The following is a 25,563-nucleotide window of genomic DNA, read 5'->3' on the forward strand; positions in this document are numbered from 1 at the left end:
TTCCTGCCCCCTGTCCTTGAACAAAACGCGAAGCTCGGGTTAAGCACGGGAGTTGGATGCTTCTTACGATTGCAGGAGCCACCGTGTTTAACTTGCTAATTGCCTACGTAGACAGCGAATGGGACGGCACCGATTGGGAGGTCGAGAGGTCAAGGGTTGCGGTCGAATACACTGCCGAAGCGGTCAGTGAACGCTACCGTGATTTGAGCGAGGCGGCGGTGGCCGAGCTGAAGAGCTTTCCCTGCCTCTTCGCCGTTGAACATGAACCCGTGCCGACGCGAATTGGCTACCTTACGGACGTCGCGGTTTCAGGTGAACGCGTAGCGATCAAATTCGAGTTCGACCCCAATCTCCCAGCCCTCCCGAGTGGGGCGCTGAACGACATGCGCTCAGAGATTGAACTCGGAAAGCTCGAGCTGTATCGGACCCACTGGGCCGTCAAGGACCAACCTTTGTGGGAAATTCTGATCGACAAAGGATACTTGACGCCTGAGCAGGTGAGCGCGGCTCTGAAGGTCCGTAGTCCTGCTCCGATGCCCCTACCTGTGGCAGAATCCAATCCGTCAGGAGCGGAAGGACTGCCAAGGGAAGTCTTTATCGTCCATGGACAGGACGAGATTGCGAAACTGGACGCCGCGAGCTTTATACAGTCGCTCGGACTTGTTCCGATCATTTTGCATCAGCAAGCCAGCCTTGGCATGACAATCATCGAGAAGATTGAGCACTACACGAACGTTGGCTATGGCATCGCGCTATACACGGAGTGCGACGAAGGGCGGCGACGTGGCGAGCTTAACTCGCGCTACCGCGCCAGACAGAACGTGGTCTTTGAACATGGCTACCTCATTGCTCGGCTTGGTCGAAAGCGAGTTGCTGCGATGGTCAAAGGCCACGTTGAAACACCCAACGACATCAGCGGGGTCGTTTACGTGAGCATGGATGACGGCGGGTCTTGGAAGGACACCATCCGCTTGGAACTCAAACAGGCCGGTTACAACGTCTGAAATTCATGACCTCCATGGCCTTGAACACCAGCTCGTCCTCGGTCATCGCCCCGGAGACCACATGCTCCTCGCCGTGGATGTAGCCGCCGTCCTTGCGGATCGCCGGGAGAACCACGCGGGTGACCCAGTTCTGGAAGTCCTTGGCCTCGGGCTTGTCGGAGCGCATGACCAGCTTGTAGAGGCCGCTCTCGGAGACCACCTTTGTTTTGACCCGGCGCGTTCCAACGATGTGTTTGGTCTCAATCTGAATGAAACCAACCTCGGTGTCGCTCAGGGATGCGGTGGCCATGGTCACGTTGACCTGACCTCTGGCTGAAACCGCAAGGCCAAGGGCGCGGCAAGCATCTGCAGCCACGAACCACGGCTCACAGTCGATCATCACCGTGCGAACCTCGCGGTCCTTGAACTTGAAGAGAGTGGTGTCTGTCATCGCTGCCTCCTCAGTTCGCAGCCGGGGTAGCCAACGGGCTCGGCGTCGGGATCGGGGCAACAGCCGGGACCTGCGGCTGCTCCTTCTCGTCATCCCCGAACAGCCAATTGTAGGCACCCATGCCGATCATCGTGCCGACGATGTTTGAGAACATCCCGCCGCCCGAGCGCTGCTGCTGGATGACCGTGGTCGGCGCTGGGCTGTAGCTGGACGCTCCGCTGGGGCGATAGCTCGGGGTGTGGCTCCTGGCCGGTTTCTTGATCGGCGTTACCCGAACCCTCCTATTGGAGGGACTCAGAATGGGATGTCGTCATCTGCTACGACAAACTGGGAATTGCCTTTCTCCGGCGCCGGTAACGCCTTAGGAACCGGAGGTGCGCCAAGCCGCTTGGCCTCGGTTTCTTCGGCCTCTTTGTCGGCCCCGATGATGCTGGTGATAGTCGCTATGGCTTCTGGCGCGTCAGCAAGGAAACTCGTGCCTGAGGTAATCACAACGCTCACCGCTGCAAGGATTGCCATGGTCTTACCAAAGTTAAGGCGGTTGCGACTAAGTTCCTCCCTGAACTCTGCAATTCGATTAAGCAACGCCCGTCTCTTCGCATCGCTCATTTCAGCTTCGCGGATAAGCTGCTCCAACCGACGAAGTTGCAACTCTATTTTGCCCTTCGATCTCTCGCTCAGCCGTACAGAACCGGCCTTGGACGCTGTCGTGCGCAATCGTATTCGTGTGACTATTGATGCTGCCTCCAGCATGAAGCCGTTGAAGGCTGCGTGAGGTTCATCAAGATGGGAGGGATACGACGGGCCTTCGACTCCCAATTCAGCAGCAGCCGCCGACACCACAGACATGTACTGCATTTGGATCAACTGATCGAACTGCTGTGGTGTATCTTGCGAGATGGCCTCATTTAACCTCCTTCGGCAAATCGCTTCAAGGGCAACGAACTTTAGAGCCGGGTCTTCGGGAAGTTCATCGTAGTCCTGCTCGGTCATCAACTCGTATTGCATTTGTCAGCCCCTCTTTCGCAACCCACCGTATATTTAGTAGTTGCAGCGCAATAGTAGAAGTGGATCGACTTAGGAAAAGACACCGATAAAGACCCCAAAGGACAAAACAAGCTGATCCAGCGACAGTTGCCCCGACAGGGTAGCCAGCGTGTTACCGCCAGCCCCCTCCAAGGAAGCGTTCAAAGTCTTCTGGCTACCAGTGCCAACCGAAGGCGCTAACCTCTCTGAAATGCGTCTACCGCAACAGGGAATGGCCTATATTTCTGGACAACCACCGACCGACCCTCACTCTCGACGCAATCGAGGTCAGCCCAAGTCTTCAACGCTCGGTCTCTTTGGAAGACGGGAATGTGTCCGTCGCTATCCAACGCCTTGCGGATGACGTGGACCTTCCCGCTCGGGTCATGCCCGAGGTCAACGAGCTTCCGGCACAACGGGGAGATTGGGCCTCGGGTGGTGCTGCGGTTTCGACGGGACGTAAGATCGACCGTGAGGTCGCTTTCGACATGACGGGCGACAAACGAGCCGATCAATTCAATGGTGTGTATGGCGGTGATGACCGCAGGGATCAATGCAGGATACCTTTCCTGTTGGTGGTGATGTGTTGACGATGAACAGGGCGCACCGCGTCCAGCCGCTGCGCTCAGACCGACAATCTTTCTGATGCGGTGGAGGCGATTTGCGAGCGCCGGGGGTTTGGCTGGGCGTCAGCACCGGAGACGAGCCTAAGCGTGTCTGGTGGTCGCCTTCCGAAACAGTGTCCGTGCCCGTCACAGATCGCCCAGGGCGAAGACAGACGGTGCAACTCCGGTGGACCTTAGGCTGACTACTGGTCAGGAGGGGATCGCTGATCCTCCTCATTACGGATTAGACCTCGGTGCGAGCGATTGAATGCTCTCGCGTGGATGCCACGGTGATCACCTGCGAGAGGGAGCCTCAGGACAGCCCAAGGCAATGCCGCAGGTGCGGACCGTGGTTACCGCAGTGAGGCTCTGGTCATGGGAGGAGAGGTGATGACACCCTCCCCTCTGAAGGAGCGCCTTTGGTCAGGACCTGAGCCCACCATGGTGTAACCATAGTGTATAACTATAGGTGAACCCCCGGCGTACCTACTGTTGTCCCTATTTGCCCGGAGCGGTGCCAGTGCGCCTCTCGCAACTCATCGAAGTCTGCGCCGTTGATCTCGACAAGTTCCATTCGGTCGGCATTGAGCGGCATGTTTGATCGAGCGATACGCTTGGCACGGCACAATCGTTTCGAACGGAAGACGGACTGACGGCCATCGCTCAGGGTCTCGTCCCCGTCGAAGTATGTCACCGCGAAGTAGCGCACGGGCCGGTATTCGCTGTTTCTGCTGGAGGGCATTGGTTCTCCTAAATGAAAAAAGGCCCCGGAGATTATCCGAGGCCGAACTTGGGTTTAGTCGTTGAGGACGGTGTTCCCGACCTTGATGCTGGGGAGTAACGATCCCCAGAACTTGCGCCGCTCTGCCGCAGCACGATCATGGTCGTCTTCCCACTTCTTCATTTCCTGACGGTGCTTCTTGAGGTCGGAACCGCTCATCCGCCCCCAGAACTTGCCCTTCTCGTAGCCCTGAAGCACGAAACCGCCGTCCCCATCGACCACTTTGGCACGCTTGTAGCGCTTCCCGGTCTTTCGCCAGATAGGCATATTGTCCTTCTCGGTGTACTGGAAGGAATAGACCTCCTTGGTCTTGGGATCGATCCACGCTTTGGAGCCGTCAACATCTGTTGCGTACACAAACCCCTTCTGTTGGACCGAGTGATCAAACACGTGTGTCCGGGCGGTGACGTGGTTCTCGGCTGCCGTCTTGGCGTTCCACATCTTGCGGATGCCGGGTAGCGTCAGGATGGCAACCTCCTGCCGATCGTTGTAGAGCGCAGTCGCGATGTTCTCCTTCGAGACGATCTTGAAGCGCCCACCTGAGACATCGCCGCCGAGCGGAACGATGGTCAGGTCCTCGGGGTCGAGACCTGAGCGTTCGATCACCTTGGGGTTTGCGAATATAAACTGAGCGAGAGCCTCGTCCACGGCCTCAGGGAACTGATCCGGCACGTCCAGACCATTGAGATCGAGGAGCGTACCGTTGTGGACTTGGGTGTTCGCCTTGACCGCGTTCGCTGCCATCGTGATCGCATCCTTCGGCTTGACACCTGCGGCGACGATCTTGCTGGCGAGCTGGGTGACCTTGGTCCGCACGGTCGAATAGTTGCTGGGGTCGCTGTCCCATTCGATCCCGAGCCAGCCCTTGTTCGTCGCAAGGCTACCGACTGCACTGTCGATCTCGCGCTGATACTTGGCAACCTGCTCTCGGCCTGAAGCGTCGAGCGGCTGGATGACCTTGATGGCGAAGTCGAGAGCGGCGTCGTCGGACATGTCGAGATAGGATGCGCCCTCAATAAACGCCTCGGCGAAATCGCGGTCCTTCTCCTTGGTGTAGGCCATGATCGAGTTCTTGCTCTCCTGACGGAGCTGACGATAGACGTTCAGCTTGTTCATCAGGCTCGCCTTGCTCTCGGGATCGCCGATCATCTCGACGGAGGCCATGTCAGCCATGCCGGTGAGCGTCTTCTCCAGACCCGGGTGTGTCATGCCTTGGCGGCGATAATCCCGCAGCTCTCGGAACATGGTCTCGCTGGAGGTCTCCTTGCGATCCTTGGCGATGAGCTGGGACTGACGCCCGTACTCTTCCTCGACGGCCTTGCGCTGGTTCTCAGCCGTGAGTGTGACCTCTCGTCCATCCGGGGTCTTGATCGTCCGGTCCACGATCTGCTCGCCGTTTCCAGCCCGGAACAGCTCGACGTTGAAGTTGCCGATGCGTTCCTTCTCGGAGGCTTCGTACTGATCGCCGATTGCCTTCGCAGCCTGAGCCCTGATCTGCAGAACGACATCCTGCTTGTCCTGATCCCCGGCGAACGATCGGTCCATCCCATCGCGGCCCTTGCGGGTGTGATTGATGATAGCCAGGGCGACTTCCGGGTGAGTGCCGGCGATGCGCCGAGCGACGTTCAGAACCTCACCTTCGAGCGCTTCCCCGTTGACACCGAGGGTACCTTCCTTGCCGAGGAGCGGGAGCTGCTTGAACAGGTTCTTCGCAAGTTCGGTCGGCTCGGTTCCTTCAGCCTGAGAGCGGATGTAGGTGTCGAGATAGTCGAAGGCGGACTGGTTCTGGCCCTCGACGAAATGCTGGGTCTTACGGTCGGTCCTGAACTTGACGGACCACTCGCGAAGCGCCGAGGCACTCTTCACGAAGTTGGAACCGAAGTTCGGGTCGTCCTTGTACGGGCTGTTGTCGATGTAGGCGTTCATCGCGTCGGTGATGTGCTTGTCGGGATCGCCATTGTCCCAGTCGAAGTCCCGGGTCATCTGGTCCTTCAGCTCGGTCGCGAAGACGAACCCGGCCTTGCCCCCGGCGATAGCGTTGGACGACTGCTGTGCCCACTTGTCGGCGTAGACCGGGAGACGACCACTGTCCACGGCCTCTCGGACCTCGGGCAGGGTCATACCCTCGATCCTACGCTCGGCTGCCCAGATGGCTTTCTGTCGGTCTTCCTTCGAAGGCTGGACCGTCTGGGCGTAGTTGCCGATGCTTGTGGAGAAAGCGCCGAGGGCCTGAGCCAACGACGCCATCCTGTTGTCCTGCGCCGGTCGGGCCGGGGCGGCGAATGTGTCTGATTGAATGGGAGCGGGACGCAGAGCGACATTGCCCTGCAACTCCGGTGCCTGAACCCGGCCTTGTGCCATGGTGATTTCCTTTCGCGGTGTCGATGGGAGGTGGGCGCAAGATCGAAATGAAATTGCTCCTGTTGTCCCTATTCGACCCCGCATCATGTCACCGTAGCGGCCTCCTGAGCGTGTTCTGAGATTTTAGTTGGGGTAGTAGCGCGAAACGCCCCAACGAGCTGAAACTCCACTGCCGCAACGTTAAATCAGCCATTAGTTGGTTCAGTGCCCACGTCCTCGGCCCTTACTCGTTGCAAGAGACGGGACAGGGTGGACCTTGAGCAACCGGTCGCGGCAATGATGCTGGTCCAGCTTTGGCCGTTCATGAGCATCGTCAAAATGGCCGCATTGCGCTCACTGTCCTCGGGTCTACCCTTGTATGTGCCACGGCTCTTTGCGTTGGCTATGCCCTGAGCCTGACGCCTTCTGCGATCCTCGTAGTCCTTCCGAGCGATTGCCGCCAACATGTCGAGCATCATGCCATTGATCGCGTCGAGCATCCGGCCCGTGAAGTCGTCGCCAGAGTTGGCCAGTTGGTAGGAGGTCGGGAGGTCCAGCGCCACAACGCGAACCCGCTTCGCAGCTATCTCGGCCTTGAGCTTCGACCAGTCCTCGGCATTAAGGCGGCTCAGTCGGTCAACCTGCTCGACCAAGAGAATGTCGCCGGGATGGCAATCCGACAGAAGCCGGAAAAGCTCAGGACGTGCCAAGGAAGCGCCGCTCTCGTTCTCGACATACCAAGAGACGATCTTCAATCCGCGCTCACCTGCGAACCGCTGAAGGTCATCTCTGGCGCGGCTCGCGTCCTGTTCTTTGGTGCTGGCGCGGAGATAAGCACGAATATGCATCGGGAACCCCTGAGTTCGATTTAGGTGGTTCGCTTATCTTCAGTTCGCTATGGGTTGTCAATCGGTATTTATCGAACCGCCTTTGCACCGGTTCTCTTGATGCACACCCAAATTGAACTGGCTCCCAACAGGCATTGCGAACAGATGCGAAAGCGATAACCTGGGCCTTCAGTTCAAGGGGGAAGGAATGAACAGCGTCTTAGTTATTGCGGTCAGTGCGGGGTGTTTGGTTCTGGCGACCGCAAGTGGTGTCTTCGCTTACTGTTCGGAGCCGTCTACTACAATCTCGCTACCCGACGCGCCCGGGTCTTTCTCGAAGCCTGATGTACCCCACTGCCTGTCTGACTTCCGCTACTCTGGAGAGCACACCTGTTCGGATTGGGAAATCTCCAGCTACCAAGATGAGGTCGACAGCTACGTCAGGACACTCAACAACTACGTTAGCGAAGCGGCGGACGCTGCAAAGGAAGCAGCAGACTTCGCAAGCGAAGCTGAGCAATATGCCCGATGCGAGGCTGAAGAAGTTGCCACCCAACACAAGTAGCCCCCCGATCTGAGATCACCTGCCCCACCCGGGGGGGAAACTTTGTGATCTCACGATCTGAATGGCGGTCTCAAATATTTGCGTTGAAAATTACGGGCAGCTTGAAGAAAGACCTATCCGAATCCTGTGCCATCGTGCTTTCTGGAACAACCCAGAGTAGGCTCCGTTCCGCACGGCAGGGCTTCAGGTTAGCACAAGGACAGGTAAATGGTGGCGCACGTAAGGGGCAGACTGACGACTGACCCTCTGAACTTTGAAGACATCATCGCTGATATTCGAAAAGGCGAGATCAAGATTCCGAAATTCCAACGTCCGTTCGTGTGGAAAGAGGACCAAGCGATCAAGTTGGTCGACAGCATTGCTCGGGGTTATCCTGTGGGGAGCGTCTTGCTCTGGAGAACTGCTGACAAGCTCAATTCCGAAAGAGAGCTCGGGACGTTTCAGCTACCGCAGACGGATGAGATGACGCCAACCAAGTATGTCTTGGATGGGCAACAGCGAATCACTGTGGTCTACTCTGCGTTTGGTGCCGCCCCGACAGACCCGGGTTTCAAGCCCGTGTACGATTTGCGCAACGAGGCGTTTCACGTAGGCACCGACGCACTGCAAGTTCATCACTTTCCTCTTCGCTACGTTTACAGGACGACAGACCTTCTCAATTTCCGAACCGCCCTTCAGACACTTGATGATCGAGAGGTCCTGCAGGAGCGACTTGATGCGTTGATCGGGGCAATTACCGGCTATCGCATTCCCGTCGTAGAATTGCGCGACCTTACCGTTGAAGAGGTCTGCCCAATCTTTGAAAGGATCAACAGTTCGGGGACACGACTGTCCACCTTCGACTTAATCGCTGCGGCAACTTGGTCGAAGACATTTGATTTGGCCGCCCACGCGGAAGGAATAGCCAGCGAGCTCGCCCCAAAGGGGTTCGATGGGATTTCGAACGAAACGATCCTGAAGTGTATCTCTGTTGTCCTGATTGAAAGCGTGAAGAAGGAGGACGTTCTCCGCATTCGAGAGCTCGGGGAGCAGAGAATATCTGATGCCACAAATCGGACGAAGGAGGCTCTCCGCAAGGCGATTGACCTACTTCAGAAAGAGTTCTCGATCCAAGCCATGTCATTTCTGCCCTACGAGGCTCACATGATTTGCCTTACGAAGGTCTTCGGTGAGGTGAAATCGCTCGATGCGGCCCAATTGAAGCGGTTGCGGCAGTGGTTCTGGCTAACTTCGTTCTCAGAACATTTCAGGGGTGCATCAGAAGCGTTTGTCACTTCGTCCAGCAGGGAGGCTGTAAAATGGATCGTAAAGGGTGAAGGGGAGTGTGCCAGGTTCGGCAGTGCGCCCACCGCCGCAAACCTAATTGACACTAAGTTTCACTTCCGCGCCGCCGTGGTGAAGGCTTACGTGATTGCGCTGGCCAAAGCCAAGCCACGAAACATCACGAATGGCGCGACGGTGGACTTGGTGGAGTGCCTTTCTTCGTACAACGCTAAGCAGTTCCATCATATTTTCCCCCAGGCGTGGCTCAAGCGGGAGAATAAGAAGAACATCGATTCACTGGCGAACATCTGTATGCTGGCAGCAGCGGAGAATCTCGCAGTCTCGGATACGCCAGCGACGGAGTATATCCCGAGAGCGATTTCAGAGCACGGTGTGGACGTCGACGATGTGTTCTCTGCAAATCTTATGCCGTCGACAACTGAGCTCGACTACTCCGCCGTCGACTATGAGACCTTCCTGAAAAAAAGAGCTGAGAAGATCGCCACGCACATCGGGAAGCTCTGCGAAGGCTAAGTCAAGTTCGCCTGACGCGTTCGAAGTACAGATCACACCGGGGTGGCAGAGTCGGGCCACCCCGAGCTGACATCCAATTTGCTTCTGTGGGAATCAGTTGCCCATAGGCACATACCTGACCCGACTGGGACGGCCGCCGCTATGACGGATGCTCGCTGGGGCGACTGATCAAATCCGGCAGCTTCACGGCCTCAACACAGTGGCGGGCCTGTTCCAACGCTGGTCCAGCGGAATAGCGCCCAAGCGTGATACCGCTCCGCTTCTGGCCGACGACGGCGGCGATGGTACTTTCAGGCTGCCCCGCCTGTTCCGCCTTCGTGATGAACCAGCGACGGAACGAATGGAAGTTCACAAGGCTGCGGCGCTTGCCTTCCCTCTGGTCGTCCACACCAACTTCTCGCCGGTAGTCAGTGAATTGGTTTGATGTCTTGAATGAACGCTCACGCACAGAGCCCGGTTTCTTCGGTAAGGGCCATTCGGGGAAGATGTCGTCCATGTCTTCCTTGCCTTCACACCTCCTCGCGATGATCACTGCCAAATCAGGATGGATCGGACAAAGGCGCGACCCCGGCTCCTTCTTCTGAGGCTTGAAGGTGAAGGTGTTGTTCTGGCAGTCTTTCACCTTGAGGCAAACGATGGCATCCAGTCGGGCCCCCGTAAGCGCCCCAACCCGCATAACGTCGTGCATGGCTTGGGTCGCCGGACCCATCAGCAGCTTCCGCATCTCCTCGTTCGTGAACGGTCGTTCCTTGTCATCCGTCGTCTGTAGTGGCTTCTTGAACCTGCGGCCCTGCCAGATGTTGGTGCCTACCACATGCCGCCCTTCGAGCCAGCGCCAGTACACCGAAAGACGACCGATATACTTGTTCAGTGTCGCAGGGTCTGTTTTGCCAACGAGACCGGGAAGGTCGTCACAGAACCGGACCGCTTCCCGTTTTGTAATGGCCTGAAGGTATGGGGGCACACCATTCGCTTTGCACCAGTCCTTCAGATACTTGATGGCTCGTTTGTCGTCGGCGGCAGTTCGGGCCTTCACCTGAGACATCGACATGTACTTTGCATGTTCGAAATCGACGGGCGTCCTCTTTCCCTTTGCTACCGCAAGAAACTCCATCGCAAGCGTGTCGCGATCTGGCTCATAGATCGGGTGGCCGTGGTCGCCAACTTCCACCGGATCGCCGACCAATGCTTCGGCATAGTTCTCAATCGCGTCATCAACACGTTCGCGCTGCTCGGTGCCGAAAGCCACCAGTCGTTGTTGAGAGAGTCGCCGCGCCTCCTCCATGGCTTTCACCCGGGCGCTGGCAAGAGCTGCTTCCTTCGAGACATCCGGACGCCTCGCTTGATCGATGGTCGCTCGAAACTCTGCCACAACGTCCCACTTCAGGCGGTTAGCCTCGCTGAGGCTATCCGTCCCCAAAGATCGCTTCAGTTTCGTCCCGAGCTTTCTCTGGAGTTTCCTCGGGACGTTGATGACCACCCGCCACTTGCTGCCGTGTACTTCGAGAAATTTGGTATCGGCTGATGATGGGGCTGGCATGAAATCCTCGGTGAGTACCCAAAAAAGTACCCACACTTAGTCCCAAGGCCCATTGAATTTCAACAAGAATTTGAAAAGAAAAGAGAAAAGAGATGGAAAGGTTACCCTCCCTTCGGCTCCACCATCGCCTCAAGTGTTTTCATCGGACCGATTCGAAAGTGGACGATCAAATCACCGCGGCGGCATGGGGTTCCGCAGGAGCCGTCGTTTGGCAACAGGGATCCTCGACCGACAAATGTGCCCGGTCTCCACAAAGAACTGTTGAACACATGACAGTGATCGGCATGCTTGCTGGACTTCGGAACGAAAGCGCGGTTCTGATCGTTAACCTTCCGCCCATTCCCCCTTCCCAAGTGGACGTTTCCCCGTGCTAGCCGCTCTGCTCATCGCCTCGATCGTCGCCTCGCCGAATATGCCCGGTGTCAAACTCAGCGCCGCGACCGTCGACGAATTGCAGACCGATTTCGAAACGGCGGTTCCCTGCCATCAGATCGATGGGCGCGACGTCTGGAAGGGGGCCCTCGCCTACTATATCCAGTCCTTCGTCTATGACGGCGACAAGCCCGTCGCAACCGATGCGGCCGACGCGGTGCTGCCCGAAGACAACAGCGCCGAGACCGTGAAGGAATTCGAGGACGCCTGCTCGGGCGCGCAGCCGGTCTGACCCCCAAGTGATTCGCAGGCCCGTGTGATTCGCACGATGCGATTGCGGCTATCGTCAGGTTGCTCCCTGCCTCGCCACGTGTGAGCGAGGTCTCCCGTTCAAGGCCTGCTCAACAGGCAAACGCACCATTTTCGGGCATATGACGCGCTGTTCCCTCGTGTGGCGGCTCGCGCGCCCGCAATTCACGGAATTTTAGGCACTTGCGGAACACATATGGAACAGATAGTGTCTGTTCTTGATTTGTTTCATGCCTCTCTGGAGCGTGCCATGCTGACCCGCAAGCAACAGGAATTGCTTCTGTTCATTCACGAGCGAATGAAGGAGTCGGGCGTACCGCCATCATTCGACGAAATGAAGGACGCGCTCGACCTTGCATCGAAGTCCGGTATTCACCGGCTGATCACGGCGCTCGAAGAGCGCGGCTTCATTCGTCGCCTGCCCAACCGGGCGCGGGCGCTTGAAGTCATCAAACTGCCCGAGGCCTACGCCGCCGGTCAACAGCAGCCGCGCCGCGGCTTCTCGCCAAGCGTGATCGAGGGGAGCCTTGGAAAACCGCCCGCAGCGCCCCCTGCTCCACCAAAGCCGGCGCCCGTGGCGGACAACTCGTCTGTGTCCGTGCCGGTCATGGGACGCATTGCCGCCGGTGTGCCGATCTCGGCGATCCAGAACAACACCCATGACATTACCGTTCCCGTCGACATGATCGGCAACGGCGAGCATTACGCGCTCGAGGTCAAAGGCGATTCGATGATCGAGGCCGGCATTTTCGACGGCGATACGGTGATCATCCGCAACGCAACCACCGCCAACCCCGGTGACATCATCGTTGCGCTCGTCGACGACGAGGAAGCGACCCTCAAACGTTTCCGGCGCAAAGGCGCTTCGATCGCGCTTGAAGCGGCCAACCCGGCCTATGAGACGCGGATCTTCGGGCCCGATCGGGTGAAGATCCAGGGCAAGCTCGTCGGACTGATCCGCCGCTACCATTAGACGTCAGAGCGTTCGAACATGAAAAAGGCTCGCTGCGGTGCCGCAGCGAGCCTTTTTCATGCCAGGCGGTCGCGCTGGTTGCGGCCTCTATTCGTGGATGCTGTATTCGCCGAGTTCGCAGAGATCCTGCGTATCCTCGGTCGTGTCGAGGCCAGAGCCTTCCTCGAACTCGAAGCGCATGTCGTATTTGCAGACGTCGCGACCGTCGGCGATGGTGATCTCGATGTTTTCGCCGGGGTTGAGAACCTGCCGACCGAAGACATCGTCTTCCCATTCGTTCACGCCGACCGGGGAGGTGTAGAAATTTGTAAGGACGGCGCTGGTGTTGTTCTTCAGTTTGAAAACCAGGTCTTCGGCACGCGCCGAAATCGTGGTCGCAGCCAGGACGGCGAGTGCCGTCAGGACAAGTCTCGTCTTCATATGTGCATTGCCTCCGTTTCGAATGATGACGGACGCTACCGATGCGGCGGATGTCAGCGGAGCCATCGTTCCCCCTCTACCGATTTCACCGAGCGATAAGATCCAGGCGAACCATAAGGGACCTGGCTTGCGCGGGCGTGTGGCGGGGTGCGCAATCGCCTCGTCTCTGAAGGCTGCGCGAGCGCAAGAGCACATAGCGCAAAAGCTGCGGCCACAGCGAGCGACGAGGTCAGCTTAGGCGATCAGCAGCCGGGCCTTAGCAGATCGAGAGGCGATCGCGTATTCCTGGCCAGCCCTGATGATGCGACGCCCAGAATCACACGCACAATCGAGCAACGACCGAAATCGAGTGCGATGCCATCGCCAACCGAACGACGTTTGACCACTTCACTAACATTTATGGTGAGAATTTTTGGAGGCCTCGCCCGGAATTGAACCGGGGTACAAGGATTTGCAGTCCTCTGCGTCACCACTCCGCCACGAGGCCTCACCGCTCCGATAACCGAGCGTTGGCGCGGATTTAGAATGATTGCAGAAAAACCGCAAGAGGCATTTTCCGAAAAACGCGCCACTCAATTTTCAGAGTGCTGCTTTCCACAGGTTGGACGGTGCTGAACAAAATGTCTGCTCAGCACCAGGGTGTCGCATGGCCCGTCCAGGGTCGCACCAGGCCCTCGGAGATGAGCATTCGTCCGAGAGATTGATCTCCGCGGGTGACGAGGCGCAGCTTTTCGCCGGCTTTGGCATCCTGCCTTCCGGCCGCCACCAGCCTGAAGTCGCCGGCGTTCAGCAGTTCGCGCAGGCGCTGTTTGGCGTAGAAGCCGCGTGAGCGCTCCTTGTCGCAGCTTGCCTGGCGGATTCGCGGCGCATCCACGTCAGCCACGCGGATCGTCTCGCCGTGGTAGAGAAAGGTTGCGCCATCGATGACGCAGTTGTCGTTGCGAATTCCGCAGAAATAAAACTGGTCCGTCCGGATCGACGCCGTGCTCACCTGGTCCGACGGCCTGACGACGGGCGTCGGCGCATCGTGATCTCCCTGCCCGTTGCGGCTGCCCCCGACATCGACGGCCGGCACCGGCGCTGCCAGCGCCACTTTCGTCGCGGGCTCAGGCCTGTGCCTCTCCGCCTGCTGGGCAACGCGCGTCTCGCTCTCGGGTATCGCCCGGGGCGGCTTCGGCCGCGGTTCCGTTTTCGATGTGAACGCGACGACATCAGAAACCACCGGCCAATGCTTCAGCTCCGCGCGGTGATCATAGGCAACCACGCCGCCTATGGTGAGCGCTGCGGCCAGATACCACGGCGCCATCCCGCCCTGCTTACCTCCGCTTCGCCCCGAACTCTTGCGCCGACGTTTCGTAGTGGCCTTGGCCATGCGACCCCCATCCTGATTCGGGTCGCATTATGCGTTCGATGCGTTGCCGAAAGGTTTTCGGGCGCTCCCCAACGATGGGCCTGCAGGCGGTTGAGGCACTTTATCGTAGACGACCGAGGCGTCCGTGATGCCGACTGGAAAAAATTGCACTGCGAAGTGGTCATCGCCGCCTGCGGCGACCTGCGCACCGCGGCTCAGGAGCCCTTCGAAGAATCGGTACGGCCGCGCCAGCGCGCCCACCAGACCGCAAGACGGCGGCGGCGGCGGCGAACCGACGGAATATCATGCGAAAGGACGATGAGGCCGAGCGGCACCATCCAGAAGCCGAGCACCGGCAGAAATCCGAGAAAGCCGCAGAAGACCAGAACGGATCCGAGGAGAATGCGCAACAGCGGCGAGTCGGGCAGCGCGATGCGCCATTTGCCAAGTATGATCTGCCGTGTCTTCGGATCGATCCCGAAATGCGTCTGCTTCCTGTTTTTATTCATCATTCCCTATCCGGCCTGTTTTCCCACAATTGGGGACTTCTCCACAGCCTAGCAACCGACCTTGTCATTTTTTTTGAAAAAAGCGCTTGGCAAATCGGAAAAGCATGCGTATTAGCAGCCTCACTTCTGAAGCGCACAGCAAACAGCGGCGCGGATGATCCCTGGTAGCTCAGCGGTAGAGCATTCGACTGTTAATCGACAGGTCGCCGGTTCGAATCCGGCCCGGGGAGCCACTTTCGAAAAGAGCCATTTGCAGCGATGCGAATGGCTCTTTTTCATTTTGCGCCTATCTTTCCTGCGTGATCAATCCCACCCGCAAACGGTACCCATGACAAAGGCAGCCATCGCGCCCATCATCGTCTGGTTCCGCAAGGACCTGCGCCTTGCCGACAATCGCGCGCTGGCAGCCGCCGCCAGCGAGGCTTCCGTTATTCCGCTCTACATCCGCGAGCCGATGGAAAGCGGCAACGGTCCGCTGGGAGCGGCACAGCTCTGGTGGCTGCATCATTCGATCAAGGCTTTGAGCGACAGGCTGGAGAAGCAAGGCGCGAGGCTCACCCTGCGTTCAGGCGAGCCGCTCGATGTGATCAGCGCCCTTGCGCGCGAAACCGGGGCGACGACCATATACTGGAACAGGCGTTACGACCCGAGCGGCATCGCCACAGACACGGCGTTGAAAAAAGGTCTCAGCGATCAGGGCCTCACGGCGGAGAGCTTCTCCGGTCAGTTGCTGCACGAGCCCATGCGGCTGCAGACGACGACGGGTGGGCCGTACCGCGTGTTCACGCCGTTCTGGCGTGCACTCGAATCGAAAATCGGGCCGGTGGCGCCGATCGATGCGCCAGAGCAGATCGCGGCACCGAAATCATGGCCGCAGTCGGATAGGCTCGACGACTGGTCGCTGTTGCCGAAAAGGCCGGACTGGGCGGCAACGTTCACCGAAATATGGACACCTGGTGAAAAGGGGGCTGCCGATCGCCTCGAAGACTTCATCGACGGCAAGGTGGCCGACTACAAGCGCGACCGCGACCGTCCCGCGGTGGATGGCACCTCTCTGCTCTCACCTCACCTGGCTCTCGGCGAAATCTCACCGGCGCAGGCCTGGCATGCAACAGAACGGCTGCAAGGCGACGGCGTTGCAACGTTTCGCAAGGAGCTCGCCTGGCGTGAATTTTCCTACCACCTGCTGTTTCATTATCCGCAACTGCCACAACGCAATCTCGACCGCCGTTTCGACGCCTTCCCCTGGATGAACGCCGACGACGCCTTCGTCCGCTGGACCAGGGGTCTGACAGGGTTTCCGATTGTCGATGCCGGCATGCGGCAGCTTTGGCGGCACGGCTACATGCACAATCGGGTGCGCATGATCGTCGCCTCTTTCCTGATCAAGGACCTCCTGGTCGACTGGCGAAAGGGGGAAGCCTGGTTCCGCGACACGCTGGTCGATGCCGATCCCGCCAACAACGCGGCGAGCTGGCAATGGGTCGCGGGCTGCGGTGCCGATGCGGCTCCGTTCTTCCGGGTGTTCAATCCCGTTCTCCAGGGCGAAAAATTCGATCCCGAAGGCGCCTATGTGAAACGGTTCGTCCCGGAGCTCCAACGTCTTTCGCCTCGCTACATTCACCGCCCGTTCGAAGCACCCGAGGCTGCGCTCGAAGCGGCCGGAATCCGGCTCGGCAGCACCTATCCGGAGCCGATGGTCGATCACGCCGTCGCACGTGACCGCGCGCTTGCAGCCTTTCGCAAGATCAAGGGTTCCGCCGAGGAACAGTAACGGCATTAATGCCTTGCAGGTGAATTCCTCAGTTGGCGTGACGGCCGATTGCAGTTAGGCTCACGTTACGGATGCAACAGCTGAGGGGGTTGTGTATGCGTGACCAGGAAGCAGAATTTGCCGCTTTCGACGGTGCAGTGACGCTTTCCACTGCCAATCTCGCGATGGTCCTGCGGGATTTTCCGCCCAAGGCGCGACGGATACTCGGCGCGCTGGTGCATCTTCAGGTCGGCTCGCTGATGCTTGCGACCCCCGACGGCCGCAAGCTGGTGATCAATGGCGCGAGAGCAGGTCCCCGCGCGATCCTCACGCTTCACAACTGGAGCCTGCCGCAGCGAGCGATCGCAGGCGGCACCATCGGCGCTGCGGAAAGCTATATCGACGGTGACTGGGATAGCCCGGATGTCGGCGCCTTTCTCGAACTTTTCCTCGTCAACGCCGAAATTGGCCGCAACTTCCCGAACAGGGCGCGCGGCCTCCTGCGTCTCATCGACAGGTTCCTGCATTGGCGCAATGCCAACACCAGGTCCGGTGCCCGCCGCAACATCTCGGCCCATTACGACCTCGGCAACGCCTTCTACAGCGAATGGCTCGATCCGAGCATGACCTATTCCTCCGCGCTCTATGCCACGGGCGCCAACGATCTGCGCTCGGCCCAGAGGGCGAAGTACCGCGCGCTTGCCGATGCGACCAATCTGCGCGCCGGCGACCATGTGCTTGAAATCGGCTGCGGCTGGGGCGGCTTTGCCGAATTCGCGGCAAGCGAGATCGGCTGCAAGGTGACCGGGCTGACCATCAGCCGCGAACAGCTCGCCTTCGCCCGCGAGCGCATGCGCCGGGCCGGATTGTCGGAGAAGGTCGAGCTCAAGCTTCAGGACTACCGTGAAGAAAGAGGCATCTATGATCGTATCGTCTCGATCGAAATGTTCGAAGCCGTCGGCGAACGGTTCTGGGGGACCTATTTCTCCCAGCTCAAGAAGTGCCTGAAGCCCGGCGGCAAGGCCGGCCTGCAAATCATCACGATCAAGCCCGAAGCCTACGAGGAGTACCGCTCCAACCCCGATTTCATCCAGAAATACGTTTTCCCGGGCGGCATGCTGCCGACGCGCGAACATCTGGTCGACCTTGGCCGCAATGTCGGCCTGCGCATGATCAACGACTTCGGGTTCGGCATCGACTATGCCCGCACGCTTGGCGAATGGCGCGAGCGGTTCTGGTCGGTCTGGAGCAGGATCGAACCCTTGGGCTTTGACCTGCGCTTCAAACGGCTATGGGAGTTCTACTTCTACTACTGCGAAGCCGGATTCCGCTCGCGCAATATCGACGTTCGCCAGATCGTCTTCGAGTAAGTACGGTGGCACGAGAAGACTGAACGGATCGTTTTTCGGTCATGGCGTCTGCTTGAACTGGCGCATGGCTCCGCGACGAGCAGAATTTAAGCAAACCATGCAATCAGCGCGTCTTTACCGCGTGCCGCGCAACGCTTAAGAGGCGATCCGATCCAATCTGTTTTGAAGGTACCACATGCGTCTTGCATGGTTTTTCCTCGCGCTCGCGATCGCGACCGAAGTGGTGGGCCTGACGGTGATGAAAGCCGCATCTTCGAGCGGCTCCTACCTCGGCCATCTCGTCATGTATGTCTCGATTGCGCTCTCCTATGTCTTCCTTGCCAAGGCGGTAAAGACGATCTCGGTTGGCGTCGCCTACGCCATCTGGGAAGGCTCTGGCGTCGCGATCATCACGCTTGTTTCCGTCTTCATCTTCGGCCACGTGCTGACCGTGCGCGAGATGCTGGGGCTATCGATGGCGATCATCGGCATCCTGCTCGTCAACGCCGGCGAAATGCACGAGGAAGACGAAACCGTGGCAGAAGGAGCAACCGATGAGCGCGCCTAGCATCTATTTCGTCCTCGCCGTGCTTGCGGGCATCCTCGACGTCGCTGCCAATCTCGCATCGACCAAGTCGGAAGGCTTCGCCCGTCGCGGCTGGGGGGCGCTCTCGATCCTGCTTGTCCTTGCCGCCTTCGCGCTGCTTGCCGAAGCGACCAAGGGCATGGAGCTTGCCATCGCCTATGCCGTCCTGGGCGCGACCGGCATTTTCGGCACGGCCATATGCGGACGGCTGCTCTTTGGGCAGAAGCTGAAGCCGATCGGCTGGGCGGGGCTGGCGATGATCTTTGGCGCCGTTCTCGTGCTTCACACGGCCTGACGCGAACCGCCATCCGGACCGGCGTGCTTGGCCCTTGCGCCGACGTCGGGCTTGTCGGCCGTCAGCCATTTGAGCAGCCTGAAATAGAGGCCGTAGGGCAACAGTCGCATGAGCTTGGCCCGAAAAGCGAATGACCTTGGGAAGGCGATCTCGAAGCGCCTCGACTTCAAGCCGGAAGCGATGCGGTCGGCGGCATCCTCGGCGCTGAGCACGGAGGATTTCGGAAAGCGGAGTTTCGCCGCTCCCGTGGTATCGACGCCGCCGGGGCAGATGATCTGCAGGCGGATGCCGATGCGGTCGAGGTCGAACTTCAGGCTTTCCGCCATGTTGATCAGAGCGGCCTTCGAAGCCCCGAAAGCAGCGCTGCTCGGAAGCCCGCAGTATCCTGCGGGAGAAGACACGATCGCAATGTGCCCATGTCCCTGGGCCTTCATGTGGGTGACGGCAGGCAACAGGCAGTTGACGACACCACCGAGATTGACCGCGAAGGTTCGTTCGAAAGCCTCCCGCTGGAGATCGTCACCCCGGATCGGGATGGCAATTCCGGCATTGAGGACAACGAGCGACAGGCGACCATGATCGTACTCGATAGCAGCCATCACGCGCTCCATGTCCTCGGCATCCGCCACGTCACCGTCAAGCACGATTACCCGGCCCTCACCCGCCGCCTCGTGCTGCAGATCGACGAGCTTGTCGTGATTTCTCGATGTCACGACCACCGAATAGCCGTCGCGCAACAACCGGTGCACAAGGGCGCGCCCGATACCCGAACTCGCGCCGGTAACCCAGGCCAATTTCTGTTCCGACTTCTGAGCCTTGCCACTCATCACTCACTCCTCGGCACGCGCCGGGAACACGCACGCATCTCCTTTGGCCTCATCCGAACGCGACCCGACAAGATGACATGGTCTCTTTGCCGGCAGCGCGCATCGCGCCGCACCCGACATGGCTCGGAGACGTTTTTTGTTCGGGACAGAGCGGCGGCGAAACGCTATTTCTTGCCTGAAGAGCAGGCTGAGCCGAAAACACGCCAACATTTCGACGGTCCGAATTCGTTGTCGATATTCGTTGGTCGCCGCTTCATTTTTTCTGGTACGCGCCGCCCAGCTCCGGGGCTGTCCGCAAACACGAGGTTCCGAAAATGGCCATTCTTCCGTCCGTCCTCGAAGCAATCGGCAACACGCCCCTCATCCGGTTGAAGGCCGTGTCGGAGGCGACCGGTTGCACGATCCTCGGCAAGGCCGAGTTTCTGAACCCGGGCCAGTCGGTCAAGGACCGCGCGGCGCTTTCCATCATCCGCCACGCGGAACGCACCGGCCAGTTGCGCCCCGGCGGCGTCATCGTCGAAGGCACGGCCGGCAATACCGGCATCGGCCTTGCGCTCGTCGGCCAGGCACTCGGCTATCGCACCGTCATCGTCATTCCGGAAACCCAGAGCCAGGAAAAGAAGGACGCATTGCGGCTGCTGGGCGCCGAGCTCGTCGAGGTGCCGGCCGTTCCCTACAAGAACCCCAACAACTACGTGAAGATTTCCGGCCGGCTCGCCGAGCAACTGGCCAGGACCGAGCCGAACGGCGCCATCTGGGCCAACCAGTTCGACAACGTCGCGAACCGCGACGCCCATGTCGAAACCACCGCACCGGAGATCTGGCGCGACACGGACGGCAAGGTCGATGGCTTCATCTGCGCTGTCGGATCCGGCGGCACGCTTGCAGGCGTCGCGCAGGGGCTGAAGGCGAAGAACCCGGCGATCAAGATCGGCCTCGCCGACCCCCAAGGTGCAGCACTCCACAGCTTCTACACCAATGGCGAACTGAAATCGGAGGGAAGCTCGATCACCGAGGGCATCGGCCAGGGTCGAATCACTGCCAATCTCGAAGGCTTCACGCCCGACTTTTCCTACCAGATCCCCGATTCGGAAGCTGTGCCTTACGTCTTCGACCTGATCGAGCGCGAAGGCATCTGCGTCGGCGGCTCGACCGGCATCAACATTGCAGGTGCCGTGCGCCTTGCCCGGGAACTCGGTCCAGGACATACGATCGTGACGATCCTGTGCGACTATGGTAACCGCTATCAATCGAAACTCTTCAACCCGGACTTCCTCGCCTCCAAGGGGCTGCCGGTTCCCGCCTGGCTGAAGACGTCTTCCAACATTGCCGTGCCATACGAATCAGTGGGATAGGAATGCGATGACCAGAACCGTGACGGCCCTTTTCCGAGACGATTTCTACCTCTCGACCTGCGAAGCAAGCGTCACGGCAATTCTGGAAGATGGCGGGATCGAGCTGGATCAGACCTGCTTTTACGCCACCTCCGGCGGCCAGCCTGGCGATACCGGTTTCCTTGAGCGCGCCGACGGCACCCGCATCGAGATTGCCGTCGCCCGTCATGGCGAGACCAAGGATGTCATCATCCATGTTCCGTCCGAAGGACAGCCAGGGCCGGACCTTGGCGAAAAGCTCGTGCTGCACATCGATTGGCCGCGCCGCTACCGTCTGATGCGCATGCACACGGCCTGCCATCTGCTCTCCGTCGTCTGTCCCTTCCCGATCACCGGCGCCTCGGTCGGCGAAGACGAGAGCCGCGTCGATTTCGACATGAGCGAGACGATCGACAGGGATGAGGTCACGGCGGCGCTGATGAAGCTCGTCGAAGAGAACCACCCGATCTATGTGCAATGGATCACCGACGAGGAACTGGCAGCCAACCCGGGCATCGTCAAATCCAAGAATGTGCGCCCGCCGATGGGGCTCGGGCGCGTCAGTCTTGTCTGCATCGGTGAGAATTCGGCTATCGACAGCCAGCCCTGCGGCGGCACGCACGTGTCCGAGACACAGGAAGTCGGCGCCATCCACATCGCCAAGATCGAGAAAAAGGGTAAGGAGAACCGCCGGTTCCGTATCCGCTTCGGTACGCCCGAAGATCGCGTTTCAGTCTGAGTAGGAGTTGCGACCGTGACCAACACCAAAAGCGCCTTTGTCGTGTCCGCCGATTGGCTTCAGGAACGCCTCGGCGATCCATCGATCCGGATCCTCGACGCCTCCTGGTACCTGCCGGCGCAGAACCGCAATCCGAAGGCCGAATACGATTCCGCCCACATCCAAGGGGCGGTCTTCTTCGACCAGGATGCGATCGCCGACCATACCAGCGGCCTGCCGCATACGCTTCCTTCGCCGCAGGCCTTTGCTGAAGCCGTCGGCGCGCTTGGGGTCAGCGAAACCGATACGATCGTCGTCTACGACGGCCCCGGCATCATGACGGCTCCGCGCGTCTGGTGGGAGCTGCGCATCATGGGCGCCAGGGACGTCTACGTGCTCGATGGCGGCATGGACGGCTGGAAGAGGGAAGGACGCCCGGTCACGACGGAGGTCCCCTCGCCCAGGCCCGCGACGTTCAAGCCAAGCTTCACGCCGGAGGCCGTGACCTCGCTCACGGGGATGAAGGAGATCGTTGCCAACGGCACCATCCAGATCGCAGATGCCCGTGGCGCTGCCCGCTTCTACGGCGAAGAACCGGAGCCGCGCGCGGGCCTGCGTTCCGGCCACATGCCGGCCGCCCACAGCCTGCCGTCCGGCGTCTTTTCGGAAAACGGCAAGCTCAAGGATCTCGCCAGCCTGCGCCAGACCTTCGCCGACGCTGGCGTCGATCTTGAAAGGCCGGTGGTTACGACCTGCGGATCGGGGGTGACAGCGGCCATTATCACGTTGGCGCTGCAATCGCTCGGGCATACCGACAACACGCTCTATGATGGCTCCTGGTCGGAATGGGGCGGCCGTTCGGATACGACTGTCGTAACGGGTCGCGGGTGAAATCATGCGCCCTGCGAAACCCGCTCCCCTCACTGCGCATGTCACCGAACTCGAAATGACGGCTCCGCCGAAGCAGAGCCTGCCGATGCCGGTCAACATCCAGACGGCGATCCTTCGCGTCTCGGATATTCCGCTCAGCTACTACCGCTTTCTCTATCTGCGTGTCGGCAGGCGCTGGCACTGGACGGAGAGGCTGCGCATGAGCGACGAGCAACTGGCGGCGGTGCTTGGCGACAAGCGGACGAGCGTGACGGTTCTCTACGTCAACGGCGCGCCGGCCGGTTTCTTCGAGTTGCACCAGGGCGAGGACGATGTCGTCGAACTCGTGCATTTCGGTCTGATGGAGCATGCGCTCGGCCTCGGTCTCGGAAAATGGTTCCTGTTGCAGACGCTTTTTGCCGCCTGGGCGCTGAGCCCGAGCAAGCTGACGGTCACGACCAACAGTCTGGACCATCCGCGCGCGCTGCAGCTCTACCAGCAGTTCGGCTTTTCGCCGGTTTCGACCCGCGAAGCGACGGTGGAACCGCTGAAGGATGCAGAGCTACTGGAACTGGCAAAAAGCCTCTGACGCCCTCCCGACGGCAAGTTCCGGGTGTCGGAACGGCCGCCACGGGTTCATTCTCCTGATCGAACGATGCAATACGATCAAGGAGATACACGATGTCGTTGCGCTACATTCCGATGTCCGATGAAGACGCTCGTCGGATGCGAGACGGCGGGCCGGACGCCTATGGCAACGGACCGGAGCGGCAGATCTCCGATGGCGCAGGTGTGCCGTGCCGTCATTGCCTCGATTACGTCGAGGCTGGCGCGCCGTACCTGATATTTGCATTTCGGCCGTTCTCCACCGTGCAGCCCTATGCGGAAACCGGTCCGGTCTTCATGCATGCCGATGCCTGCCCGAAGCACGATGGCGAAAGCCTGCCGCCTATTCTGGGTTCGCGGGAAAACTACCTGCTGCGTGGCTACGGCAAGGACGAACGGATCGTCTATGGAACGGGCGACGTCGTTGCCAGGGAAGAGCTCGAAATTCGCGCGCGAGAACTGCTGGCCCGTCCGGACGTCGCGGCCGTGCATGTGCGCTCGACCAGGTACAATTGTTATCAATGCCGCATCGTCGGCGTTTGACGCCTTTCAAGGCGAGCGGCCCGGCATGGCACCGGACCGCTCGAATTTCCGATCAGGCGACGTTCAGGACCGCTTCCGGCGCATAGGCGTCGTAGCCGAGCGCCTCGGCGACCGGCGCGTTGGTGACGCGGCCACGGTGAACGTTGAGGCCGGCGCGAAGGTGCCGGTCTTCGGCAATCGCCTTCAGTCCCTTGTCGGCAAGCTGCAGGCCGTAGTGCAGCGTGGCGTTGTTGAGCGCATGCGCCGACGTCACCGGCACCGCACCCGGCATGTTCGCAACGCAGTAGTGCACGATGCCGTCGACCTCGTAGGTCGGGTCGGAATGGGTGGTCGCATGCGAGGTTTCGAAGCAGCCGCCCTGGTCGATGGCAACATCGACGATGACAGCACCCTTTTTCATACCGGTCAGCATTTCCCGGGTGACAAGCTTCGGCGCTGCGGCCCCCGGGATGAGAACGGCCCCAATGACGAGGTCGGCGGAGAAGACCTCCTCTTCCAGCGCGTCGATGGTCGAGTAGCGGGTATGGACACGGCCGGCGAAAAGATCGTCGAGCTGGCGTAGCCGCGCGATCGAACGGTCGAGAATGGAGACATCGGCGCCAAGGCCGGCCGCCATGCGGGCCGCATGCAGGCCGACAACGCCGCCGCCGATGACCGTCACCTTTGCCGGAAGCACGCCGGGAACGCCGCCAAGCAGGATGCCGCGACCGCCATTGGCCTTCTGTAGCGAGGTCGCACCGGCCTGGATCGCCAGACGGCCGGCAACCTCGGACATCGGCGCCAGCAACGGCAGGCCGCCACGATCGTCGGTGACGGTTTCATAGGCAATCGCAGTGACGCCGGAGTTCAGCAGGCCCTTGGTCTGCTCCGGATCGGGCGCGAGATGCAGGTAGGTGTAAAGGATCTGGCCTTCGCGCAGCTGCGCCCATTCCTGGGGCTGCGGCTCCTTGACCTTGACGATCATATCGGACTTTTCGAACACGTCCTTTGCCGTCGCGACGATCTTCGCGCCAGCGGCGCGATAAGCATCGTCGTCCGCGCCGATCCCTGCCCCGGCCTTGGTTTCCACGATCACCTCGTGGCCATGGGCAATGTATTCACGCACCGAGCCGGGCGTCAGGCCGACACGATATTCATGGTTTTTGATTTCCTTCGGGCAACCGACACGCATGTTTGCGTTCCTCTCCTGTTTTCGGCGTTCCGCCGTTTATGTCTATGCATTCAGCAAAACACGCCGCGAACCGAATGTCCTTGCAAAGTCATGATCGCGTGCGCCATGATTTCGAAGAAGATTGCGTATTTTAGCAATCCGTTGGGAGAAATCACGAATGAGCGAACTCGATGCCATCGATCATGCGATTCTGCGCATTCTTCAGCAGAATGGCCGCATCTCGAACGCCGATCTCGCCGCCAAGGTCGGGTTGTCGCCATCGGCATGTTCACGCCGTGTCGATATCCTTGAAAAATCGGGCACGATCGCCGGCTATCACGCGCGCATCGCCCACAAGGCGCTGGACTACCAGATCATGGTGATCGTCCATATCTCCCTGTCGGGTCAGTTCGCCAAGACGCTCGCCGAATTCGAGGCCGCGGTGAAGCTTTGTCCCAACGTGCTCGTCTGCTACCTGATGTCGGGCGAATACGACTACATCCTGCGCGTGGCCGCAAAGGACCTTCAGGACTACGAGCGCATCCACCGGGACTGGCTCTCGGCCCTGCCGCACGTGGTGAAGATCAATTCCAGCTTTTCTCTGAGGGAGATTATCGACCGGCCGAACGTCGGCATATGACAGA

General features: G+C 59.8%; 27 protein-coding genes and 2 tRNA genes. 16 read left to right on the forward strand and 13 right to left on the reverse strand.

Going from position 1 to position 25,563, the window contains the following annotated elements:
- Positions 1-56 precede the first annotated feature (56 nt).
- Complete coding sequence (locus VGO12_RS02795) at positions 57-1,004, forward strand: nucleotide-binding protein (protein ID WP_327511219.1); 948 nt, start codon at positions 57-59, stop codon at positions 1,002-1,004.
- Here the strand turns inward: VGO12_RS02795 and VGO12_RS02800 are convergent.
- The 6 genes from VGO12_RS02800 to VGO12_RS02825 form a co-directional block, all read right to left on the reverse strand.
- Positions 979-1,434: a BRO-N domain-containing protein gene (locus tag VGO12_RS02800; RefSeq protein ID WP_327511220.1), complete on the reverse strand. Its 456-nt coding sequence runs from the start codon at positions 1,432-1,434 to the stop codon at positions 979-981. The two genes, VGO12_RS02795 and VGO12_RS02800, sit on opposite strands and share 26 nt — an antisense overlap.
- 10 nt (positions 1,435-1,444) lie before the next feature.
- On the reverse strand, positions 1,445-1,588 hold the full coding sequence (locus VGO12_RS02805) for a hypothetical protein (protein ID WP_327511221.1): 144 nt from the start codon (positions 1,586-1,588) through the stop codon (positions 1,445-1,447).
- 140 nt (positions 1,589-1,728) lie between these two features.
- The gene (locus tag VGO12_RS02810) at positions 1,729-2,442 is read right to left on the reverse strand and encodes a hypothetical protein (RefSeq protein ID WP_327511222.1); all 714 of its coding nucleotides are present in this window, start codon (positions 2,440-2,442) and stop codon (positions 1,729-1,731) included.
- A gap of 1,086 nt (positions 2,443-3,528) precedes the next feature.
- Positions 3,529-3,807 carry a hypothetical protein gene (locus VGO12_RS02815; protein WP_327511223.1) on the reverse strand — a complete coding sequence of 93 codons (279 nt, stop codon included), beginning with the start codon at positions 3,805-3,807 and terminating at the stop codon, positions 3,529-3,531.
- A 54-nt stretch (positions 3,808-3,861) separates the two neighbouring features.
- Complete coding sequence (locus tag VGO12_RS02820) at positions 3,862-6,207, reverse strand: hypothetical protein (RefSeq protein ID WP_327511224.1); 2,346 nt, start codon at positions 6,205-6,207, stop codon at positions 3,862-3,864.
- Positions 6,208-6,392: 185 nt separating this feature from the next.
- The gene (locus VGO12_RS02825) at positions 6,393-7,034 is read right to left on the reverse strand and encodes a recombinase family protein (protein ID WP_327511225.1); all 642 of its coding nucleotides are present in this window, start codon (positions 7,032-7,034) and stop codon (positions 6,393-6,395) included.
- A 187-nt stretch (positions 7,035-7,221) separates the two neighbouring features.
- On the opposite strand from VGO12_RS02825, the gene VGO12_RS02830 reads away from it, so the two are divergent.
- Both VGO12_RS02830 and VGO12_RS02835 read left to right on the forward strand, forming a co-directional pair.
- A complete protein-coding gene (locus VGO12_RS02830) occupies positions 7,222-7,578 on the forward strand; it encodes a hypothetical protein (protein WP_327511226.1) in 357 nt (118 codons plus the stop codon).
- 207 nt (positions 7,579-7,785) lie between these two features.
- On the forward strand, positions 7,786-9,375 hold the full coding sequence (locus VGO12_RS02835) for a GmrSD restriction endonuclease domain-containing protein (RefSeq protein WP_327511227.1): 1,590 nt from the start codon (positions 7,786-7,788) through the stop codon (positions 9,373-9,375).
- Between the two features lie 139 nt (positions 9,376-9,514).
- Here the strand turns inward: VGO12_RS02835 and VGO12_RS02840 are convergent, their stop codons facing one another.
- Entirely contained in the window at positions 9,515-10,915 is a 1,401-nt protein-coding gene (locus VGO12_RS02840; protein ID WP_327511228.1) for a DUF6538 domain-containing protein, read from the reverse strand.
- A 367-nt stretch (positions 10,916-11,282) separates the two neighbouring features.
- Between VGO12_RS02840 and VGO12_RS02845 the strand changes: the two genes are divergently transcribed.
- Positions 11,283-11,579, forward strand: a complete 297-nt coding sequence (locus VGO12_RS02845; RefSeq protein WP_327511229.1) for a hypothetical protein — start codon at positions 11,283-11,285, stop codon at positions 11,577-11,579.
- Between the two features lie 267 nt (positions 11,580-11,846).
- A complete protein-coding gene (gene lexA, locus VGO12_RS02850; protein WP_327511230.1) occupies positions 11,847-12,569 on the forward strand; it encodes a transcriptional repressor LexA in 723 nt (240 codons plus the stop codon).
- Positions 12,570-12,656: 87 nt separating this feature from the next.
- Here the strand turns inward: lexA and VGO12_RS02855 are convergent, their stop codons facing one another.
- From VGO12_RS02855 to VGO12_RS02870, 4 genes are all read right to left on the reverse strand, one after another.
- On the reverse strand, positions 12,657-12,989 hold the full coding sequence (locus tag VGO12_RS02855; protein ID WP_327511231.1) for a hypothetical protein: 333 nt from the start codon (positions 12,987-12,989) through the stop codon (positions 12,657-12,659).
- Between the two features lie 413 nt (positions 12,990-13,402).
- Positions 13,403-13,476, reverse strand: a tRNA-Cys gene (locus VGO12_RS02860).
- A gap of 141 nt (positions 13,477-13,617) precedes the next feature.
- Entirely contained in the window at positions 13,618-14,361 is a 744-nt protein-coding gene (locus VGO12_RS02865) for a thermonuclease family protein (RefSeq protein WP_327511232.1), read from the reverse strand.
- Between the two features lie 194 nt (positions 14,362-14,555).
- Positions 14,556-14,852 carry a hypothetical protein gene (locus tag VGO12_RS02870; protein WP_414650664.1) on the reverse strand — a complete coding sequence of 99 codons (297 nt, stop codon included), beginning with the start codon at positions 14,850-14,852 and terminating at the stop codon, positions 14,556-14,558.
- Positions 14,853-15,007: 155 nt separating this feature from the next.
- On the opposite strand from VGO12_RS02870, the gene VGO12_RS02875 reads away from it, so the two are divergent.
- The 5 genes from VGO12_RS02875 (at position 15,008) to VGO12_RS02895 (ending at position 18,832) form a co-directional block, all read left to right on the forward strand.
- A tRNA-Asn gene (locus tag VGO12_RS02875) sits at positions 15,008-15,082 on the forward strand.
- A gap of 95 nt (positions 15,083-15,177) precedes the next feature.
- Positions 15,178-16,623, forward strand: coding sequence for a deoxyribodipyrimidine photo-lyase (locus tag VGO12_RS02880; RefSeq protein ID WP_327511233.1), 1,446 nt, complete (start codon positions 15,178-15,180; stop codon positions 16,621-16,623).
- 95 nt (positions 16,624-16,718) lie between these two features.
- Positions 16,719-17,972: a cyclopropane-fatty-acyl-phospholipid synthase family protein gene (locus VGO12_RS02885; RefSeq protein WP_327511234.1), complete on the forward strand. Its 1,254-nt coding sequence runs from the start codon at positions 16,719-16,721 to the stop codon at positions 17,970-17,972.
- 175 nt (positions 17,973-18,147) lie between these two features.
- Positions 18,148-18,519, forward strand: coding sequence for an SMR family transporter (locus VGO12_RS02890; RefSeq protein ID WP_327511235.1), 372 nt, complete (start codon positions 18,148-18,150; stop codon positions 18,517-18,519).
- Positions 18,506-18,832 carry an SMR family transporter gene (locus tag VGO12_RS02895; RefSeq protein WP_327511236.1) on the forward strand — a complete coding sequence of 109 codons (327 nt, stop codon included), beginning with the start codon at positions 18,506-18,508 and terminating at the stop codon, positions 18,830-18,832. Before VGO12_RS02890 ends, VGO12_RS02895 begins: the two co-directional genes overlap by 14 nt.
- On the opposite strand, the gene VGO12_RS02900 is transcribed toward VGO12_RS02895, so the two are convergent.
- Entirely contained in the window at positions 18,820-19,659 is an 840-nt protein-coding gene (locus VGO12_RS02900) for an SDR family NAD(P)-dependent oxidoreductase (protein ID WP_327511237.1), read from the reverse strand. The genes VGO12_RS02895 and VGO12_RS02900 overlap by 13 nt on opposite strands.
- Positions 19,660-19,973: 314 nt before the next feature.
- Between VGO12_RS02900 and VGO12_RS02905 the strand changes: the two genes are divergently transcribed.
- The 5 genes from VGO12_RS02905 to VGO12_RS02925 all read left to right on the forward strand — a co-directional run bounded on the left by VGO12_RS02905 (position 19,974) and on the right by VGO12_RS02925 (position 23,769).
- Positions 19,974-21,014 carry a cysteine synthase A gene (locus VGO12_RS02905; RefSeq protein ID WP_327511238.1) on the forward strand — a complete coding sequence of 347 codons (1,041 nt, stop codon included), beginning with the start codon at positions 19,974-19,976 and terminating at the stop codon, positions 21,012-21,014.
- A gap of 7 nt (positions 21,015-21,021) precedes the next feature.
- Entirely contained in the window at positions 21,022-21,771 is a 750-nt protein-coding gene (locus tag VGO12_RS02910; protein WP_327511239.1) for an alanyl-tRNA editing protein, read from the forward strand.
- A 15-nt stretch (positions 21,772-21,786) separates the two neighbouring features.
- Positions 21,787-22,641, forward strand: coding sequence for a 3-mercaptopyruvate sulfurtransferase (gene sseA, locus VGO12_RS02915; protein ID WP_327511240.1), 855 nt, complete (start codon positions 21,787-21,789; stop codon positions 22,639-22,641).
- Between the two features lie 4 nt (positions 22,642-22,645).
- Positions 22,646-23,209 carry a GNAT family N-acetyltransferase gene (locus VGO12_RS02920; protein WP_327511241.1) on the forward strand — a complete coding sequence of 188 codons (564 nt, stop codon included), beginning with the start codon at positions 22,646-22,648 and terminating at the stop codon, positions 23,207-23,209.
- 92 nt (positions 23,210-23,301) lie between these two features.
- The gene (locus tag VGO12_RS02925; protein WP_327511242.1) at positions 23,302-23,769 is read left to right on the forward strand and encodes a DUF1203 domain-containing protein; all 468 of its coding nucleotides are present in this window, start codon (positions 23,302-23,304) and stop codon (positions 23,767-23,769) included.
- Positions 23,770-23,821: 52 nt separating this feature from the next.
- Here the strand turns inward: VGO12_RS02925 and ald are convergent, their stop codons facing one another.
- Positions 23,822-24,940, reverse strand: a complete 1,119-nt coding sequence (ald, locus tag VGO12_RS02930; RefSeq protein WP_327511243.1) for an alanine dehydrogenase — start codon at positions 24,938-24,940, stop codon at positions 23,822-23,824.
- 157 nt (positions 24,941-25,097) lie between these two features.
- Between ald and VGO12_RS02935 the strand changes: the two genes are divergently transcribed.
- Entirely contained in the window at positions 25,098-25,559 is a 462-nt protein-coding gene (locus VGO12_RS02935) for an Lrp/AsnC family transcriptional regulator (RefSeq protein ID WP_034791115.1), read from the forward strand.
- Positions 25,560-25,563 lie beyond the last annotated feature (4 nt).

The organism is Ensifer sp., from assembly GCF_035999135.1.
Lineage (GTDB): Bacteria > Pseudomonadota > Alphaproteobacteria > Rhizobiales > Rhizobiaceae > Ensifer.

What these genes read in the sequence shown, in the direction of transcription:
- VGO12_RS02795 (WP_327511219.1), top strand. Translation starts at nt 57, where the DNA reads ATGCTTCTTACGATTGCAGGAGCCACCGTGTTTAACTTGCTAATTGCC.
- VGO12_RS02800 (WP_327511220.1), bottom strand. Translation starts at nt 1,434, where the DNA reads ATGACAGACACCACTCTCTTCAAGTTCAAGGACCGCGAGGTTCGCACG.
- VGO12_RS02805 (WP_327511221.1), bottom strand. Translation starts at nt 1,588, where the DNA reads ATGTTCTCAAACATCGTCGGCACGATGATCGGCATGGGTGCCTACAAT.
- VGO12_RS02810 (WP_327511222.1), bottom strand. Translation starts at nt 2,442, where the DNA reads ATGCAATACGAGTTGATGACCGAGCAGGACTACGATGAACTTCCCGAA.
- VGO12_RS02815 (WP_327511223.1), bottom strand. Translation starts at nt 3,807, where the DNA reads ATGCCCTCCAGCAGAAACAGCGAATACCGGCCCGTGCGCTACTTCGCG.
- VGO12_RS02820 (WP_327511224.1), bottom strand. Translation starts at nt 6,207, where the DNA reads ATGGCACAAGGCCGGGTTCAGGCACCGGAGTTGCAGGGCAATGTCGCT.
- VGO12_RS02825 (WP_327511225.1), bottom strand. Translation starts at nt 7,034, where the DNA reads ATGCATATTCGTGCTTATCTCCGCGCCAGCACCAAAGAACAGGACGCG.
- VGO12_RS02830 (WP_327511226.1), top strand. Translation starts at nt 7,222, where the DNA reads ATGAACAGCGTCTTAGTTATTGCGGTCAGTGCGGGGTGTTTGGTTCTG.
- VGO12_RS02835 (WP_327511227.1), top strand. Translation starts at nt 7,786, where the DNA reads ATGGTGGCGCACGTAAGGGGCAGACTGACGACTGACCCTCTGAACTTT.
- VGO12_RS02840 (WP_327511228.1), bottom strand. Translation starts at nt 10,915, where the DNA reads ATGCCAGCCCCATCATCAGCCGATACCAAATTTCTCGAAGTACACGGC.
- lexA (WP_327511230.1), top strand. Translation starts at nt 11,847, where the DNA reads ATGCTGACCCGCAAGCAACAGGAATTGCTTCTGTTCATTCACGAGCGA.
- VGO12_RS02855 (WP_327511231.1), bottom strand. Translation starts at nt 12,989, where the DNA reads ATGAAGACGAGACTTGTCCTGACGGCACTCGCCGTCCTGGCTGCGACC.
- VGO12_RS02865 (WP_327511232.1), bottom strand. Translation starts at nt 14,361, where the DNA reads ATGGCCAAGGCCACTACGAAACGTCGGCGCAAGAGTTCGGGGCGAAGC.
- VGO12_RS02870 (WP_414650664.1), bottom strand. Translation starts at nt 14,852, where the DNA reads ATGATGAATAAAAACAGGAAGCAGACGCATTTCGGGATCGATCCGAAG.
- VGO12_RS02880 (WP_327511233.1), top strand. Translation starts at nt 15,178, where the DNA reads ATGACAAAGGCAGCCATCGCGCCCATCATCGTCTGGTTCCGCAAGGAC.
- VGO12_RS02885 (WP_327511234.1), top strand. Translation starts at nt 16,719, where the DNA reads ATGCGTGACCAGGAAGCAGAATTTGCCGCTTTCGACGGTGCAGTGACG.
- VGO12_RS02890 (WP_327511235.1), top strand. Translation starts at nt 18,148, where the DNA reads ATGCGTCTTGCATGGTTTTTCCTCGCGCTCGCGATCGCGACCGAAGTG.
- VGO12_RS02895 (WP_327511236.1), top strand. Translation starts at nt 18,506, where the DNA reads ATGAGCGCGCCTAGCATCTATTTCGTCCTCGCCGTGCTTGCGGGCATC.
- VGO12_RS02900 (WP_327511237.1), bottom strand. Translation starts at nt 19,659, where the DNA reads ATGAGTGGCAAGGCTCAGAAGTCGGAACAGAAATTGGCCTGGGTTACC.
- VGO12_RS02905 (WP_327511238.1), top strand. Translation starts at nt 19,974, where the DNA reads ATGGCCATTCTTCCGTCCGTCCTCGAAGCAATCGGCAACACGCCCCTC.
- VGO12_RS02910 (WP_327511239.1), top strand. Translation starts at nt 21,022, where the DNA reads ATGACCAGAACCGTGACGGCCCTTTTCCGAGACGATTTCTACCTCTCG.
- VGO12_RS02920 (WP_327511241.1), top strand. Translation starts at nt 22,646, where the DNA reads ATGCGCCCTGCGAAACCCGCTCCCCTCACTGCGCATGTCACCGAACTC.
- VGO12_RS02925 (WP_327511242.1), top strand. Translation starts at nt 23,302, where the DNA reads ATGTCGTTGCGCTACATTCCGATGTCCGATGAAGACGCTCGTCGGATG.
- ald (WP_327511243.1), bottom strand. Translation starts at nt 24,940, where the DNA reads ATGCGTGTCGGTTGCCCGAAGGAAATCAAAAACCATGAATATCGTGTC.
- VGO12_RS02935 (WP_034791115.1), top strand. Translation starts at nt 25,098, where the DNA reads ATGAGCGAACTCGATGCCATCGATCATGCGATTCTGCGCATTCTTCAG.